The organism is Phenylobacterium sp. (genome assembly GCF_004799395.1).
GTDB lineage: Bacteria > Pseudomonadota > Alphaproteobacteria > Caulobacterales > Caulobacteraceae > Phenylobacterium.
The window spans coordinates 1-15,225 of record NZ_SSMZ01000009.1; the positions used below are offsets into that span (position 1 = coordinate 1).

Below are 15,225 nucleotides of genomic sequence, written 5' to 3' on the forward strand. Positions count from 1 at the left end.
CCGGTCTTGTCGACCACCACCCCGACCGGCCTGCCCTGGATCTTCTCGTGCTTGTCCAGGAAGCCGGTCAGGAAGGCCTGCGGGGCGTTCTGCGGCTGGCCATTGGCGAAGGGGATGAACACCACCCTGTAGCCGGCGAGCGGCTTCCTGTTCCATGACCCGTGCTGGCCGACGAAGGCGCCACCGCGGTACGAAGCCGGGAAGGCGGCCCCGGTATAGAACACCAGGCCCAGCGAGGCGGTATGCGCGCCCAGGCCGAAGTCCGGCGCGATGGCCTTGGCCACCATGTCGGGATTGGCGGGCTTGGCGCGGACATCGACATTGTGGCCCCAGTAACTCCAGGGCCAGCCGTAGAAGGCGCCGTCCTTGACGCTGGTCAGGAAGTCGGGCGGCAGGTCGTTGCCGATCTCGTCGCGCTCGTTGGAGACCGTCCACATCGCCCCCGTCGTCGGCTCGAAGTCGATCCCATTGGGGTTGCGGATGCCGCTGGCGAAGATCCGTGGATGCGCCGTGGCGATGTCGTATTCCCAGATCGCCGCACGGCCGGTCTCGTTCTCCAGGCCGTTGTCGCCGACGTTCGAGTTGGAGCCGACGGTGGCGTAAAGCTTGGTCCCGTCGCGGCTGGCGACCACGTTCTTGGTCCAGTGGTGGTTGATCGGCCCGCCAGGCAGGTCGAACACCTTCTGGCCGGTTCCGCTCTCGCTGGTCTGGCCGTCCGTGTAGGGGAAGCTCACCACACCGTTGTCGTTGGCGACATAGAGGGTGTGGCCCACCAGCGTCATGCCAAATGGCCGGGTCAGGCCCTGGGCGAACAGCATCCGGCTTTCGGCCACGCCGTCGCCGTCGGCGTCGCGCAGCAGGAAGATCTTGTTGGGGCTCGGCTTCGCGGCGCCCACATTCTTCATGATCAGCTTCTGGAAGAAGCCCTTGATCCCCTGGTTCGACTTGTCGGCGGCCGAGACCTCCGAGGCCGATTCCGCCACCAGCACGTCGCCGTTCGGCAAGACGTAGAGCCAGCGCGGGTGGTCCAGGCCCTCGGCGTAGCGGGTGACCGTGAAGCCCTTGGGCGCGATCGGCGCGGCGCCCTGGGGCCAACCCACCACCTTCGGCGTGCCGACGGTGGGAATGAGAGCGCTCTGCGGCTTGGGCAGCGGCGGGTTGGGGCCGAAGCCGGCCCAGGGATCGGACGAGCCGGCCGGCATGCAGGCGCTGAGCGAAAGCGCGGCGAGGCCCGCGGCGGCGAAGAGGGCTGATTGGCGCATGTTTGAAGTCTCCCTGCCGCACATATAACCCAAGCTTCGCTGCATCCGTTGCGTCCTGACGCGCCAGCGCCGTTGCGCGGCGCCCGGAAAGGCGCTCCCTTAGGCTCAGGGAGCGACGACATGGACCTGAACGAAACGCCCGAGATGGCGGCGTTCCGCGGCGAGGTGAGGGGTTTCCTCGCCGCCCGCCGCGATGACTACGCCGCCGGCGCCGCCAAGGACCCCAAGGCCTGGCAGCAGACGCTGATCGCCCACGGCTACGCGGCGCGCACGATCCCGCGCGAATACGGGGGCTATGGCGCGGAGCCCGACATCCTGAAATCGAGGATCATCGCCGAGGAGTTCATCGCCGCGGCCGCTCCGCGGGGCATCGCCAACCAGGGCGTCTCGATGCTGGTCCCGACTCTGCTCGAGGTGGGCTCGGAGGAGCAAAAGAGGCGCTGGGTAGAGCCGACGCTGAAGGGCGAGATCGTCTGGTGCCAGGGCTACTCTGAGCCAGGCGCCGGGTCCGATCTCGCGAACTTGCAGACGAAAGCCGTAGAGGACGGAAAAGACTTCATAATCTCCGGATCCAAGATCTGGACGAGCACGGCCCACATGGCCCAGATGATGTTCGCCCTGATCCGCACCGAGCGGCAGGCCGCCAAGCACGAGGGCATCTCCTACGTCCTGATCCCCATGGACACGCCGGGCATCGAGGTGAGGCCGCTGAAGACCATGACCGGCGGCTCGGAGTTCAACGAGGTGTTCTTCACCGACGTGCGCGTGCCGCAGGCAAACGTGGTCGGGGGCCGCGGGCGCGGCTGGTTCGTCGCCAACACCACACTGAAGCATGAGCGCGGCATGCTGGGCGATCCGAACGCCACGGAAGCGCGCCTGATCGCCCTGATCGAGCTGATGAAGTCCGAGACCGTCGATGGCCAGAAGATCATCGACAATCCCATCTTCCGCGACCGGCTGATGCAGTTGCAGGGCCGAGTGCTGGCGATGAAGTTCAACGGCCTGCGCCTGCTTACGGCGCAGCTGACTCGGGAGCCGGCGGGCATCGCCGGGCTGATCGTCAAGCTTCAGGGGTGCGAGCTGAACCACCAATTGGCGGCGCTGGCCATCGACGCCCTGGGCGAGCTGGGCATCCTCTACACCGACGGACCGCACCTGCGCGCCAACGGCCGCTGGCAATGGAACTACATGTTCGACCTGGGGCTGATCATCGGCGGCGGCACGGCGCAGATCCAGAAGAACATCATCTCCGAGCGCGGCCTGGGGATGCCGCGCGAACCTAAGCCGGCGGCGGCCTGAGCCCATGGATTTCGCCCTCACCCACGACCAGCGGCTGATGCAGGTGAGCCTGGTCCGGACGCTGGAGCAAGCGAGCAGCCTGGACCGCGTCCGCAGGTTCGCGGGCGACCTGAAGGACAAGGGCGCGGACGTCTGGCAGGCGCTGGTCGAGTTCGGCCTGGCCGGAATCGTCGTGCCGGAGGAACACGGCGGTCTGGGTCTGACGATGCTCGACGCGGCGCTGGCGTCGGAGGCCTTGGGCGCAGCGGTCGCACCGGTTCCGTTCATGGGCGTGGTGCTGGGGCCGATCGCCCTGCTGCGCGGCGGTTCGCCGGAACAGAAGGCGCTGTGGTTGCCTAAGCTGGCGTCCGGCGAGGTGATGGCGGCCGCGGCGATCTCCGAGCCGATCGCCGGGGCGCGTGATGGCGCCGGGGTCACGGCCAGCGGCGGCAAGCTCTTCGGCAAGGCGCTGTTCGTGCCGGGCGGGATGGCGGCCGGGCTGCTGATCGTGGCGGACACCGGGGGCCGATTGCATCTGGTCAAGGGCGACGCGGCGGGCCTGACGCGGACCCTGATGCCCGGGATCGACGAGACCCGGCGGCTGGCGGAGCTCAACTTCGACAGCGTCGAAGCCGAGCCGCTGGGAGGAGGGCCGGGGTTGCTGGGCGCCCTGCGCGACGCCGGCTGGGTGCTGGTGGCCGCCGACAGCCTGGGCGCGGCTCAGGTGATGCTCGACAAGGCTGTCGCCTACGCCAAGGAGCGCCGCCAGTTCGACCGGGTGATCGGCTCGTTCCAGGCGGTGAAACATATGTGCGCCGAGATGGCGGCCGAGCTTGAGCCGTGCCGCTCGCTTGTCTGGTACGCCGCCTACGCCTTCGACGCTGCGCCGGACGACGCCTCCCTGATGGCCGCTCACGCCAAGGCGCTGACCTCTGAGGTCGGCCGCTTCGTGGCCCGCACGGCGACCGAGGTGCACGGAGGCATGGGCATCACCGACCTGCTCGGGCTGCACTTCTGGTTCAAGCGCCTGGGTCTCAATCGCCAGCTGCTCGGCGGTCCCGAGCGCGTCCGCGAAATCGCCGCACGACTGCAGGGGCTGGCGGCCTAGACGTGGACCGAAGGGATGCGGTGCGCCCAGGGATTGGCGGCTTCCAGCTCATAGGCGAGTTCGAACAGCATGCGTTCCTGGCCGGCGCGGGCGGCGAACATGGTCCCGATCGGCAATCCCTCCGGCGTCCAGGAGAGCGGCACGCTCATGGCCGGGGCGCCGGCGATATTGTGGATCGGGGTGTAGCCCACGTACTCGATCAGCCGCGCCACCAGGGTGTCGAAGGCAACCAGGGGGCCGATCTCGCCCAGCTTCGGCGGCCCGGAGGACAGCACCGGTGAGAGCACCACGTCGAACTGATAGGCGGTGAACCAGGTGTCGTAGGCCAGGACATTGGCCTCCAGGCGCTTCAGCGCCTGGCCCAGCTCCTGTGGCTTGGCGCGGGCGGCCATCTCGACCAAGCCCAGGCTGAAGGGCTCCAGCACGGTGTCGTCGGGTTGGCGGCCTGTGACCCTCGCCACGCGGTCGGCCAGCTGTTTGGCGCTGCTGGCCCAGAGCGCCAGGAAGTCGTGGATGAACTGGTCGCCGTCGTAGGGCAGGCGGACATAGTCGACGCGGTGGCCCAAGGCCGCGACCAGCTTGGCGGCGTGATCGTTGGCGGCGACCACCTCGGCCGTCGGCGAATGGCCTTCACCGTTCGCCAGCATAACGCCGATGCGCAGGCGCTTCTTGTTCGGACCGTCCACGACGCCGATTGGCGGATAGCTTGCGTCCGGCTTGTGATCCTCGGTCAGGGCCAGAAGGGCGGCGCTGTCGCGGACGCTGCGGGTGAGCACATGCTCGACGCCGAAGGCGGTGATGCCGTCCTTGCCTTCGAAGTCGTCGATCCGGCCGCGGGAGGGCTTGAGCCCGAACAGGCCACAGTGGCTGGCGGGGATCCGGATCGAGCCGCCGCCGTCAGTGGCGTGGGCCGCGGGCACGATTCCCGCCGCCACGGCGACCGCTGAGCCGCCCGACGAGCCGCCGGGGGAGCGCGTCAGGTCCCAGGGATTGGGGGTCAGTCCGGTCGCAATGGGCTCGGTGCTCGGCAGGAAGCCCGCTTCCGGCGTCGCCGACTTGCCGAGCACGATCAGGCCTGCGCGATCGAAGGCGTCGCAGTTGGGCGCCTGAACGGTCGCCGGCGGCGCGCGGCGCTGCGACTGCGACCCGCCCCGCGTCGGCAGACCCTTGTAGTCGACCAGGTCCTTGACCAGGAACGGCACGCCCGCGAACGGCCCGGCGGGCGGTCCGGCCTTTGCCTTGGCCAGCGCGCGGTCGAAGTCGGAATTGACGATGAAGTTGAGCGTGCCCTGCATCGCCTCGGCGCGCGCGATGGCGGTCTCGACCACCTCGGCGGCGGTGATCTCGCCGCGGCGGATGCGGGCGGCGGTCTCGGTGGCGTCGGGCCACGGCGAGGCCGGCGCCGGCGCGGCCGGCAGAGGCCTGGGCTGGGCCAGCGCGCGTCCCGCGACCAGAGCCAGCGGGACGGCGGCCAACGCGCGGCGGGTGATCCGGGTCATGCAAACCTCCCCAAACTGCCAGCGATCTGGCCAGCCTGGACCTTGCTAGGCGGTGGGGAGGCGCGGACGCAAGTTACTTGCCGGCAACGTGCTCGGGTTTCCCCTTGCGCTTGGTGTGGGCCATTTTCTCCAGCTCCGCCTTGCTCATCGACATCATCGACTTGGACGCGCCCTTCAGCTTGGACTTCGGTGTGTCGCCCCGCTTGGCGGAGAGCGCCGCGCCGGCGGCCTTCTGTTGAGCGGCGGATTTGGCGGGCATGAGGGCCTCCTGAACTTGGGTTCCCCATCAACTCGAAACCGCCGCCGCGGTTTCCCTATTTGGCGGGATGCGGCGCGAAATCCTGGTCGGGATAGGCGCCGGAGGTGGGCGATCTGATCACGATTTCCCGGTGGGAAAGGTTTTGATGGCAGGCGTTGCAGCCCTTGGTCACCTTGCCGTAGGCGAGCGAGAAGGCCGCCGGATTGCGCGCCTTGATCGCCGCGTCGATGGCGTCGAGCGGCGCCTTCATGTTCTGTTGGGCGGCGCCGGCGATGTCGTTGTCGCGGTAGACCGGGATGGTCTTGGCGATGCGGTCGAAGGCGTGGCGCAATTCGTCGGCCTCGTAGGCCGCGTAAGCCCAGTTACGCGCCTGTCCGGCGTAGGCGAGCTTGGTGTGCCGCGGCTGCACGGCCATGGTCATCAGGTCGCCCATGCTGGGGTGATAGTCGGGCTGCGGCGGAGCCGCGGCGGCTGCGCCCGCGGCGACGGCGAGAATCAAGGCGAGGCCGAGGACAGGTTTCATGACCCGACGATAGCGCGCGCCAGCCAAGGCGCAACGGGGGTCCGGCCGTTGCCAGGGACCTCGCGCGGTGGTCGGATGCCCTCAACAATCAGGGGAGACGGCGATGGGCGAGGTCCGGGAGGGCGTGGCGCGGCGGGGCTTGCTGACGGCGGGCGCCGTCGGCGGGTTGATGGCGGCGGCCGGATCGCCGGCTGAGGCGAAACAGGGTGGCAGCGCGGGCGTCGGGACGCAGCTTCTGTCGACGCCGCCGTCGGCCATCGTCGAGACCCGCTCCGGCAAGGTGCGCGGCTGCGTGCGCCAGGGCGTCTACACATTCAAAGGCATTCCGTACGGCAAAACGACGGCCGGCGCGGCGCGCTTCCTGCCGGCGGAGGCGCCGGCGCCGTGGAAGGGCGTGCGACCGTCGCTGACCTACGGCCCCTGCTGCCCGCAGGTGGCGCGCGGCGGCTGGCAGAACGACGAGACGGCGTTCATCTACGACTGGGACGACGGCTATCCGGGCGAGGACTGCCTGCGGCTCAACATCTGGTCGGGCGGCGTCACCGGCAAGGCGCGGCCGGTGATGGTGTGGATCCACGGCGGCGGCTACGAGACCGGCTCGTCGCAGGAACTGCCCGCCTATGACGGCGAGCGGCTGGCCCGCAAAGGCGACCTCGTGTTCGTCTCGGTGAACCACCGGCTGGGCGGCTTCGGCTTCCTCGACCTGTCGTCCTTCGGCGATCCCCGCTACGCCATGTCCGGCAACGCGGGGCAGCTGGACCTAGTGGTCGCCCTGCAGTGGGTCCACGACAACATCGCGGCCTTCGGCGGCGACCCGGGCAACGTGACCATCTTCGGCCAGTCCGGCGGCGGCGCGAAGGTCTCCACGCTGATGGCCATGCCGTCGGCCAAGGGCCTGTTCCACAAGGCGATCGTCGAGAGCGGCTCGCTGCTCGACGTGGGCGACACCGGCTACACCCGGCGCCTCGCCGAAGCGGTGTTGAAGAACCTGGACATCGCGCCTGGCGACCTCGGCAAGCTCGCCGCCGTGCCGCCCATGGCGCTCGTCGCCGCCGCGGACAAGGCGAAGAACGCCATGCCGAAGTCTCCGCCAGGCAAGATCAACCTTGGCTGGGCGCCGGTGGCTGACGGCCATGCGATCCCTGGACCGACCTGGACGAACGGCGCGCCGGCGCTGTCTGCCGATGTGCCGATGATCATCGGCGTCAACCTCAACGAGTTCTCGCCCAGCCTGGGTAACGCCGCCCTGGAGGACATTGACGAGGACCGCGCCAGGGTCACGGCCAAGTCCTTCGGCGGGGCGTCGCCCGCCGCCTGGGCGGCCTTCCGGGCGGCCGATCCGAAGGCCAGGCCGGTGGAGATCCTGTCGCGCATCGTCTCGGCGCAGTTCCGCCTGCCGGCCGTGGTCCAGGCCCAGGCCAAGGCGAAGCAGGGCGCGGCGCCTGCCTGGCTCTATCGCTTCGACTACAATCCGAAGACCGTGCTCGACGGGCGTGTCCGCGCGTTCCACTGCGCCGAGATGGCCTATGCCTTCGACAATGTGGACCGCTGCCTGAACGCCACCGGCGGCACGGCCGAGGCGCGCGCCCTGTCGGCGAAGATGTCCGACGCCTGGATCGCCTTCGCCCGCTCCGGAAACCCCAACCACAAGGGATTGCCGCGTTGGCCGCCGGTCTCGACGGGCGCCATCCCCAACATGCTGTTCGATGCGGTCTGCACGATGAAAGAAGATCCCGACCGCGCGCAGCGCGCGGCGCTGTCGGCCTGAAAGCTCAGGCTTCCAGGCTGCGGCGCCAGAGGTTGTCACCGATCAGCTCGAAGCCGTTGTCGCGGTAGAGGTTGCGCACGGGCGTATTGCGCGAGGTTTCGATGATCCGCGCGGTCAGGTCCGTGCGGTCGGCGCTGAGCGCTTGCACGATATGTTGCAGGAAGGCGTGCTCCACGCCGAGGCCGAGCACCCGGCAGCTCAAGGCCAGCGCCGTGATCTCGCCGGCGTCGATGACCGCCGCACCCACCAGGCCGTGGTCGCCGAAGCGGTCGGACACCTGGACGGTGAAGACGCTGGCGTCATCGCGCAGGATCAGATGGGCGAGGTCCAGAGCCGAGAACTTGGCGCCGGTGGCGTTGAACTGGGTTGTGCGCTGGAACAGCTCCTCAACCCGGTCGAGGCGCGCGCCGGGCTCCAGGCGCACGATGTCGGTCTGCACATTGAGCGAAGCCACGAAGGTCTGTTCGTCGGCGCTGTCGGCGCGGGTGCGCTGACGGCTGAGCTGGGCCTGGGTGAGCGCGGTGCGCTGGGCGGATTCCTCGGTCACCCGCGGGACCTGGAGGCGCGGGTCGGTCAGCAACCGCCGGCGCAGACTGAACAGCTCCTCGCCCCAGACCTCGACCTCCGGCAGGCGCTGACGGATATTTTCCCGTTCCACCGGATTGTCGTCGATGAACAGGAATGTCTCGAGCGCGAAGCCCAGCTCCTCGGCGATCGAGGCGATGTTGTCGGCCTTGTTGGTCCAGTTGACCCGCCAGGTGACGAAGTCGGCGGGGGTCAGCAGCCGCTCGCGCGGGTAGTGGTCTTCGTAGGTCCAGAGGTCGCGGACCGTGGCCTCGTCGTTCTTGCTAACGCAGGCCAGCAGGATACCGCGCTGCTTCAGGCTGAGCAGAGCTTCGTGCAAGCCGAAGAACAGGCCGATGTAGGAGAAAGGTCCGCTGACCTCTGGCGACCAGGCGAAGGGCGTCCCGGTCTCGGCGAGGACGCCGGGCCACAGCACCCCGTCCAGGTCGACGATGACGCACTTCTTGCGGTCCAGGCCGGTGACCACCAGCAGGGCGTCCACGTGCGCCTTGGCCATCACCGCTTCGCGGCCGTAGGGATCACCGCCGACCGCCTGCGCCAGCGGCGCGAGGTCGGGAAAGATGTCGTGGACCGCGGACTTCTCCTCGGCCGGCCGCTGCAGCATCCAGCCGGGCGAGCCGAAGTGGGTGAAGCCGACCTGGCCGTCGTCCAGCAGCCGCTCGGCTCCGACCGCGCCCAAGACGGCCGCGACATCGATGACGTGCACGTCCGGATAGCCCTCGGCCAGGTCCGACAGCAGGATATTGGCCAGGCGGAAGCGGTTGCGGTGGCCGTAGCCGCCGCGGTCGGCCAGGCCGAGGGGCTGGATCGTGGGCTCTGGAAGGTTGTCGATCAGGATCGGGGCGGCGGTGTGGGCGCGCAGGCCCTCAATGATCCCCCGCGCCTGAGCGATGTAGGGCGCGCAAGGCGGCGCCTGGCTGTCAGCCGCCAGTGGGTCGGTGATGGCGTAGCGGGCGGAGAGCGCGCCGATGATGATCGCGTCATGCTTGCGTTCGGCGGCCAGGCGCAGGTCGTCGGGGAAGGTGGCGGCGACCCGCAGGTCGATGCCGCGCGTGGCGGCCTCCCGGCGCAGGAAATCGGCCTCCATCTGGATGTCGCAGTCGCCGAACAGCAGCACGTCGAGCCGTTTGGCCCCGGGCGCCAGGTCGGTCGCCCCGAGCGCCGCGCCCGTCGCCCAGTAGGCCTCGCCGCCCTCCTTGGCCTCGCGCCGCATGCGGTCCAGGGCCTCGACGGGATCGCGACCGTAGTAGGCGCCGAGTTCGCCGGTAAGGTCGGCCAGTTCGGCCTCGGGGGTCTTGTCGGTCAGGATCAGGCGCTCGATCAGGGGCGCAAAAGCCACGGGCGTTTCCCGGTCGCCAAGGTCGCGTGGTTCGCGAAAGAAGGCGATCGTCTCAGCCAACTCGCGGTCGACTACCAGCCGCATCTGGGTGGCGGCATGGATCACCAGCACGCGCCCGTCGGACACCGGAACCAGGTGTGCGAACTGCGAGAGGCGCAAGATCATCGGCGGCGTTCCAGGCGGGCGAGCCCGCGATCCTTACGGCCGGATCGGCGAGCAGCGGATTAACGCCTGAGTCTGGCGCGATCCGATGTCAGGGCCAACGGCGGATCCCGCTGACCGGCGCGTTCGCAATCCATCTGGAACTTGCCGCCCATTGGGCCGATTGTCCCTCCGGGGCCCCGGAGGATCATCGATGGACGCCAAGATCGACACCCTGACGCCGGCCGCCAAGCTGGCCCGCGACAACCCGGTGCGCTTGCCGAACGAGAGCGCCGCGTACCGCGCCGCTCGCACTGCGCTCCTGGCCGAGGAGATCGAACTCCGCCGCCACATCGAGCGGGTGGCCGATCAGCGCCGGGCCCTGCCGCCTGGCGGCGCGGTCACGGGCGACTACCGGTTCCAGCGCGAAGACGGCTCGAAGACCGACTTCGCAGGCCTGTTCGGCGATAAGCCGACGCTCGCCGTCTATAGCTACATGTTCGGTCCGCAGCGGGAGCGGCCGTGTCCGATGTGCACCAACCTCCTGGGCGCCTGGGAAGGCAACGCCGCCGACCTCGCCCAGCGCCTGTCGCTGATCGTGGTGGCCCGCTCGCCGATCGAGAAGCTGATCGCCTGGAAACAGGAGCGCGGCTGGAAGAACCTGCAGCTGGTCACCGACCTGAACGACGCCTACAGCCGCGACTACTTCGGCCTCCTGCCCGACGGCTCGGAGATTCCGGCCTTCAACGTCTTCACCCGGCGCGACGGGACCATCCGGCACTTCTGGTCCGGCGAGATGACGGGCTCGACCGCCGACCCCGGCCAGGACCCGCGCGGCGCGCCGGACCCGGGGCCGATGTGGGGAATCCTGGACGATACGCCCGAGGGGCGCGGGACCGACTGGTACCCCAATCTGGACTACGCCTGATGGCTGTCGCCTTCACCCGCGAGGAAGACTACGAGGCCCAGGCGGCGAACCTGCCGGACCGGCCAGTCTCGACACACCCGAACCTGGTCACCGCCACCGGCCTGGCGGCCATTGACGCCGAGCTGGCCAGCGCCCGGGCGGCCTACGCCGCGGCCCAGGCCGAGGGCGGCATCAGCGCCGACCGCACCGCCATGGCGCGGGCCACCCGCGACCTGCGCTACTGGTCCGCCCGCCGCGGCAGCGCCCAACTCACCGAGCCCGAACCGCAGGCTGGCAAGGTGCAGTTCGGCGGGACGGTGGAGATCGAGCGCGAGGACGGCCGCCGCCAGACCTTCCGCATCGTCGGCGAGGACGAGGCCGACCCGGCCAAGGGCAGCGTCTCCTACGCCTCGCCCCTGGCCCGCGCCCTGCTGGGCAAGGCCGAGGGCGACATCGCCACGATCAACGGCGGCGAAGTCGAGCTGGTCGCGGTTCGCTAGTCAGTCCTGCTCGCCAGACGCGCCGGCTATTGCTAACCTGGGCCCGCCAAGACGCCAGCAAGGGCGTCCGCTCGGAAGGGACGACATGAACCGCAGGATCGGAACGACGCTGGCCGTCGGATTGGCCGCATTGGCCGCGCTCTGCGCCGCGGGCGCCGCCAGCGCCAAGGACGTGCTGGGCGTGGCCTGCAAGAGTCCGGCGCCGGCGCACTGCAACGGCGATGCCTGCGCGCCGATGCTGGCCGATCCGGGCAATGCGACGGACCCCAAGACCGGCCGCAAGTTCTGGCTCGACTACCCCTGCGATCTGAAGCCGGGTGACAAGGTCATCTTCATCCTGAATATCCACGGGGCCGGCTCGATCGGCCAGTGGCAGCGCCACTACTTCCCGGCCTTCGATTACAAGGACAAATACAAGCTGGTGGTGGCGACGCCCACGGCGGCGACGTCGCCGAGCCGCGTCCCCGGTCAGCCTGGCGTGCGGGTCTGGGTTCCGGACGCCGACGACGTCCACCTGCAGAACATCACCACCGCGGTCTTCGACGCCTTCGGAAAGCAGAACATCAAGGCCTTCTGGCTGGCCGGCCACAGCCAGGGCGGGGCGACCTCGCACCGGATCGTCTGCTCGGACTTTTTCAAGGACAAGGTGGACGGCCTGCTCAGTCTCTCCGGCGGCCGCGTCGGTCGCGCGGAGATCAACCCGCGCTTCGGCCCGCCGAAGGCCGATGGCTCGCCGCCCGATCCGCGCCCGGCCGGCGGCGGCGCCGGCCCGTTGGGCGGCGCCAACCTGCCAGCCTGCCAGTTCAGCCACATCTTCGAAACCGGCGAGCATGAGATCGTGAACCTGCCGGCGACGTCCCCTCTGGCCGAGGAATTCGGCTGCAGCCCTCGCGTCGAGGAAAAGGACGTGGTCGACACCCAGCCCGGCTATGTCTGGGACTACGCTCGCCAGGGCTATCCGGTGTGGGGGATGAAGGCCCGGCCCGGGACGGCGCACATCTGGGTCTATCCCAAGTGCCAGGGCGGCCGGATCGTCGCCGACGTGGAGCGGCTGGACAAGGGCCACACCGAAGGCCTGGAGCCCCACGTCACCGAAGCGATCATCAAGCTGATCGTGGCTGCGCCCGGCGGCAAGGCGCAGCACGCCAGCTGAACCCCTGTCTTGGCGGATCCAGGCGAAGCGTCGGAAGGTGGCGAGCATGTATCCACGTCACCGCCTCGACGCCCTGGCTGACGGCATCTACGGGGTGGCCATGACCCTGCTGGTGCTGGAGATCCGCGTTCCGGACGGGGTGGATTTCACCACTGACAGCCAGGTGACCGCCCTGCTGGTCAGCCTGATTCCGAAGTTCTGGCCTTATGCGCTCAGCTTCGCGGTGCTGGCCGGCCGTTGGCGCGGGATGATCTTGGGGCGCACCAGCCACGCACCGGTCGGCGCCCGCTACGTGAATTGGTCGCTGGTCCACCTCTTCCTGGTGACGATGATGCCGTTCTCCACCCTGATGATCGGCCGCTTCGGATCCCGGGCTCCGGCCATCTGGCTGTACACCGTCAACCTGGTGGGCCTGTCCCTGACCGCCTGGCTCGCCGCCCGCGCCGCGCCGTCTGCGGAGCGCGAGGAGGTCGGCGACAATTTCATCGGCCTGGCGGTGCTGCTTGTCGCCGCCGCCGTCGTCGTGGCCTTCAGCGTCCTGGACACGGCCTGGGCGACGCTGGGGTTCCTGCTGACAGCCCTCACGCCCGCGGTCGAGCGGCGGTTCGGCCGCAAGGCGCAGGCCGCGACGCACGCCTAGCGGACGCCGGCGCCGCATGGTCTAGTCGCGGCACGCTTCGGAGAGCCTCGCGTGACCGACACCCTCGACAAGCCGGCCAGGATCGCCGCGCCCAGGCCGGCGTTCCGGCCGTTCATCCCGGCCAGCGCCAAGGTCCCCGAACTGACGATCCTGCACGTGGTCACAGGAGCGGTTCTGGGCGTGATCTTCGGCGCCTCGTCGCTCTATCTGGTGCTGAAGGTCGGCCTGACGGTCTCGGCCTCGATTCCCGTGGCGGTGATCTCGATCACCCTCTTCCGACTGTTGCAGCGGTTCGGCATCGCCAAGGCCTCGATCCTGCAGAACAACATCGTCCAGACGGCGGGCTCGGCCGGCGAGTCCATCGCCTTCGGGCTCGGCGTCACCATGCCGGCGATCATGATCCTGGGCTTCGACATGGAAATCGCCCGGGTGATGCTGGTGGCGATCCTCGGCGGTCTCCTGGGCATCCTGATGATGATCCCCCTGCGCCGCGCCCTGATCGTCGAACAGCACGGCATCCTGAAATATCCGGAGGGCACCGCCTGCGCCGAGGTGCTGAAGGCCGGCGCCACACGCGAAGAGCACGAGATGGGGCTGGAGGCGAGCCAGGCGCAGACCGAGGCCGAGGTCTCCGCCGGCGCGCGGACCATTGTAGCGGGCTTCGGGATCGGCCTCGTCTACAAGCTGGCGGAAGGCGTCTTCAAGCTGTGGAAGGACACCCCGGAACAGATCTTCGGCGCGCCGCTGGCCAAGGCCTCCATCGCGGCCGAGATCTCGCCGGAGCTGCTGGGCGTCGGCTACATCATCGGTCCCAGGATCGCCGCCACCATGGCCGCCGGCGGGGTGCTGGCCTACATGGTGCTGATCCCGATGATCCAGTTCTTCGGCTCGGCCGCCACCGGCGTCATCGCGCCCGGCAAGGATCTGATCAGCGGCATGTCGCCCGGCGACATCCGCAGCGCCTACATCCTCTACATCGGCGCAGGCGCGGTGACCGCCGGCGGCCTGATCAGCCTGGCGCGCGCCCTGCCGACCATCTGGCGCAGCCTGACCGCAGGCCTCGCCGACTTCCGCGGCAAGCCGACGGCGGCCGAGGGCCAGGCCAGCGTCCTGCCGCGCACCGACCAGGACCTCTCGCTGAAATGGGTCGGCCTGGGCGTGGTCGTTCTGGTGGTCGCGATCCTGTTGTCGCCCTCGCTGCATATGAACATCGCCGGCGCCATGCTGATCGTGCTGTTCGGCTTCCTGTTCGTGACGGTTTCGTCGCGGCTGACCGGCGAGCTCGGCTCGTCCTCCAATCCGATCAGCGGGATGACGGTGGCGACGCTGCTGCTCACTTGCCTGATCTTCCTGCTGTTGGGCTGGACGGGTCCTAGCTACTTCGTCACCGCGCTCTCGGTGGGCGGCATCGTCTGCATCGCCTCGTCCAACGCCGGCTCGACGTCTCAGGACCTGAAGACCGGCTTCCTGGTGGGCGCCACGCCGCGGGCGCAGCAGATCGCGATCATGATCGGGGCCCTGGCCTCGGCCCTCGCGCTCGGGCCGATCCTGCTTTCGCTGAACCAGGCGGCCACCGTCTATGTGCCGCAGCCGGCCGGACCGGCCGCCGTGCCGGCCGCGACCGTACCCGGTCTGCCGACCGAAGCCCTGACGGGTTCGCAACACGCCCAGGACAGCGGCGTCTATCACGTCTGGCAGAAGGCCGACCCGTCCGGCGGCGCGGCGACGCGCTACCTGGTCCGCGACGACGGCACGCTGGCCTATCTGGTCGATCCCGGCATCAACGGCCACGTCAAGGTGCGCCCGGACGGCACCAAGGTGACCAAGTTCGACGCGCCGAAGGCCACCCTGATGAGCTACATCATCAAGGGTATCCTCAATCGCCAGCTGCCCTGGGCGCTGGTGTTGCTGGGCGTGATGATCGCGGTGGTGCTGGAGATGTGCGCCATCCCGTCGCTGGCGTTCGCGGTCGGGGTGTACCTGCCGATCTCGTCATCGCTGCCGATCTTCATCGGCGGCGCCGTGCGCTGGCTGGTGGATCGCCGCAGCCGCGGCCTGGCCCATGCCGAGACCCTGTCGGAGGCCGAGCTATCGGCGGAATCGGACCGCAGCCCGGGCGTCCTGATGGCCTCGGGCTATATCGCCGGCGGCGCGATCGCCGGTATCGGCATCGCGTTTTCGGCCGGCGTACTGGGGAACTTCGACCGCGACATCACAAAGCTGATGGAGGGGATCAATCCGGTGTTCAACGGCGCCTGGTCGG

Annotated in this window: 13 protein-coding genes; 8 read left to right on the plus strand and 5 right to left on the minus strand. The window is 69.2% G+C overall.

Annotated features, from left to right (window positions below; all coding sequences use genetic code 11):
* On the minus strand, window positions 1–1,262 hold a 1,262-nt coding region (locus tag E8A12_RS00485), incomplete at its 3' end, for a sorbosone dehydrogenase family protein (protein ID WP_293365791.1).
* Window positions 1,263–1,382: 120 nt separating this feature from the next.
* Between E8A12_RS00485 and E8A12_RS00490 the strand changes: the two genes are divergently transcribed.
* Complete coding sequence (locus E8A12_RS00490) at window positions 1,383–2,561, plus strand: acyl-CoA dehydrogenase family protein (RefSeq protein WP_293365792.1); 1,179 nt, start codon at window positions 1,383–1,385, stop codon at window positions 2,559–2,561.
* A gap of 4 nt (window positions 2,562–2,565) precedes the next feature.
* Complete coding sequence (locus E8A12_RS00495; RefSeq protein ID WP_293365793.1) at window positions 2,566–3,648, plus strand: acyl-CoA dehydrogenase family protein; 1,083 nt, start codon at window positions 2,566–2,568, stop codon at window positions 3,646–3,648.
* Here E8A12_RS00495 and E8A12_RS00500 read toward each other — a convergent pair.
* The 3 genes from E8A12_RS00500 to E8A12_RS00510 form a co-directional block, all read right to left on the minus strand.
* Window positions 3,645–5,147, minus strand: coding sequence for an amidase (locus E8A12_RS00500; RefSeq protein WP_293365794.1), 1,503 nt, complete (start codon window positions 5,145–5,147; stop codon window positions 3,645–3,647). The genes E8A12_RS00495 and E8A12_RS00500 overlap by 4 nt on opposite strands.
* 73 nt (window positions 5,148–5,220) lie before the next feature.
* Window positions 5,221–5,406, minus strand: coding sequence for a DUF3008 family protein (locus tag E8A12_RS00505; RefSeq protein WP_293365795.1), 186 nt, complete (start codon window positions 5,404–5,406; stop codon window positions 5,221–5,223).
* A gap of 55 nt (window positions 5,407–5,461) precedes the next feature.
* On the minus strand, window positions 5,462–5,929 hold the full coding sequence (locus tag E8A12_RS00510) for a hypothetical protein (RefSeq protein ID WP_293365796.1): 468 nt from the start codon (window positions 5,927–5,929) through the stop codon (window positions 5,462–5,464).
* Window positions 5,930–6,032: 103 nt separating this feature from the next.
* Here E8A12_RS00510 and E8A12_RS00515 point away from each other — a divergent pair, with 103 nt between their 5' ends.
* On the plus strand, window positions 6,033–7,697 hold the full coding sequence (locus E8A12_RS00515) for a carboxylesterase/lipase family protein (RefSeq protein WP_293365797.1): 1,665 nt from the start codon (window positions 6,033–6,035) through the stop codon (window positions 7,695–7,697).
* Between the two features lie 4 nt (window positions 7,698–7,701).
* On the opposite strand, the gene E8A12_RS00520 is transcribed toward E8A12_RS00515, so the two are convergent.
* Window positions 7,702–9,786: an HAD-IIIC family phosphatase gene (locus E8A12_RS00520; RefSeq protein ID WP_293365798.1), complete on the minus strand. Its 2,085-nt coding sequence runs from the start codon at window positions 9,784–9,786 to the stop codon at window positions 7,702–7,704.
* 190 nt (window positions 9,787–9,976) lie between these two features.
* Between E8A12_RS00520 and E8A12_RS00525 the strand changes: the two genes are divergently transcribed.
* The 5 genes from E8A12_RS00525 to E8A12_RS00545 all read left to right on the plus strand — a co-directional run.
* The gene (locus E8A12_RS00525) at window positions 9,977–10,690 is read left to right on the plus strand and encodes a DUF899 family protein (RefSeq protein ID WP_293365799.1); all 714 of its coding nucleotides are present in this window, start codon (window positions 9,977–9,979) and stop codon (window positions 10,688–10,690) included.
* Complete coding sequence (greA, locus tag E8A12_RS00530; RefSeq protein ID WP_293365800.1) at window positions 10,690–11,169, plus strand: transcription elongation factor GreA; 480 nt, start codon at window positions 10,690–10,692, stop codon at window positions 11,167–11,169. The genes E8A12_RS00525 and greA overlap by 1 nt, the downstream gene beginning before the upstream one ends.
* Before the next feature lie 85 nt (window positions 11,170–11,254).
* Window positions 11,255–12,322: a hypothetical protein gene (locus E8A12_RS00535; protein ID WP_293365801.1), complete on the plus strand. Its 1,068-nt coding sequence runs from the start codon at window positions 11,255–11,257 to the stop codon at window positions 12,320–12,322.
* Between the two features lie 46 nt (window positions 12,323–12,368).
* Window positions 12,369–12,962: a TMEM175 family protein gene (locus tag E8A12_RS00540; protein ID WP_293365802.1), complete on the plus strand. Its 594-nt coding sequence runs from the start codon at window positions 12,369–12,371 to the stop codon at window positions 12,960–12,962.
* Window positions 12,963–13,013: 51 nt separating this feature from the next.
* A partial coding sequence (locus E8A12_RS00545) for an oligopeptide transporter, OPT family (protein ID WP_293365803.1) occupies window positions 13,014–15,225 on the plus strand: 2,212 nt, incomplete at its 3' end.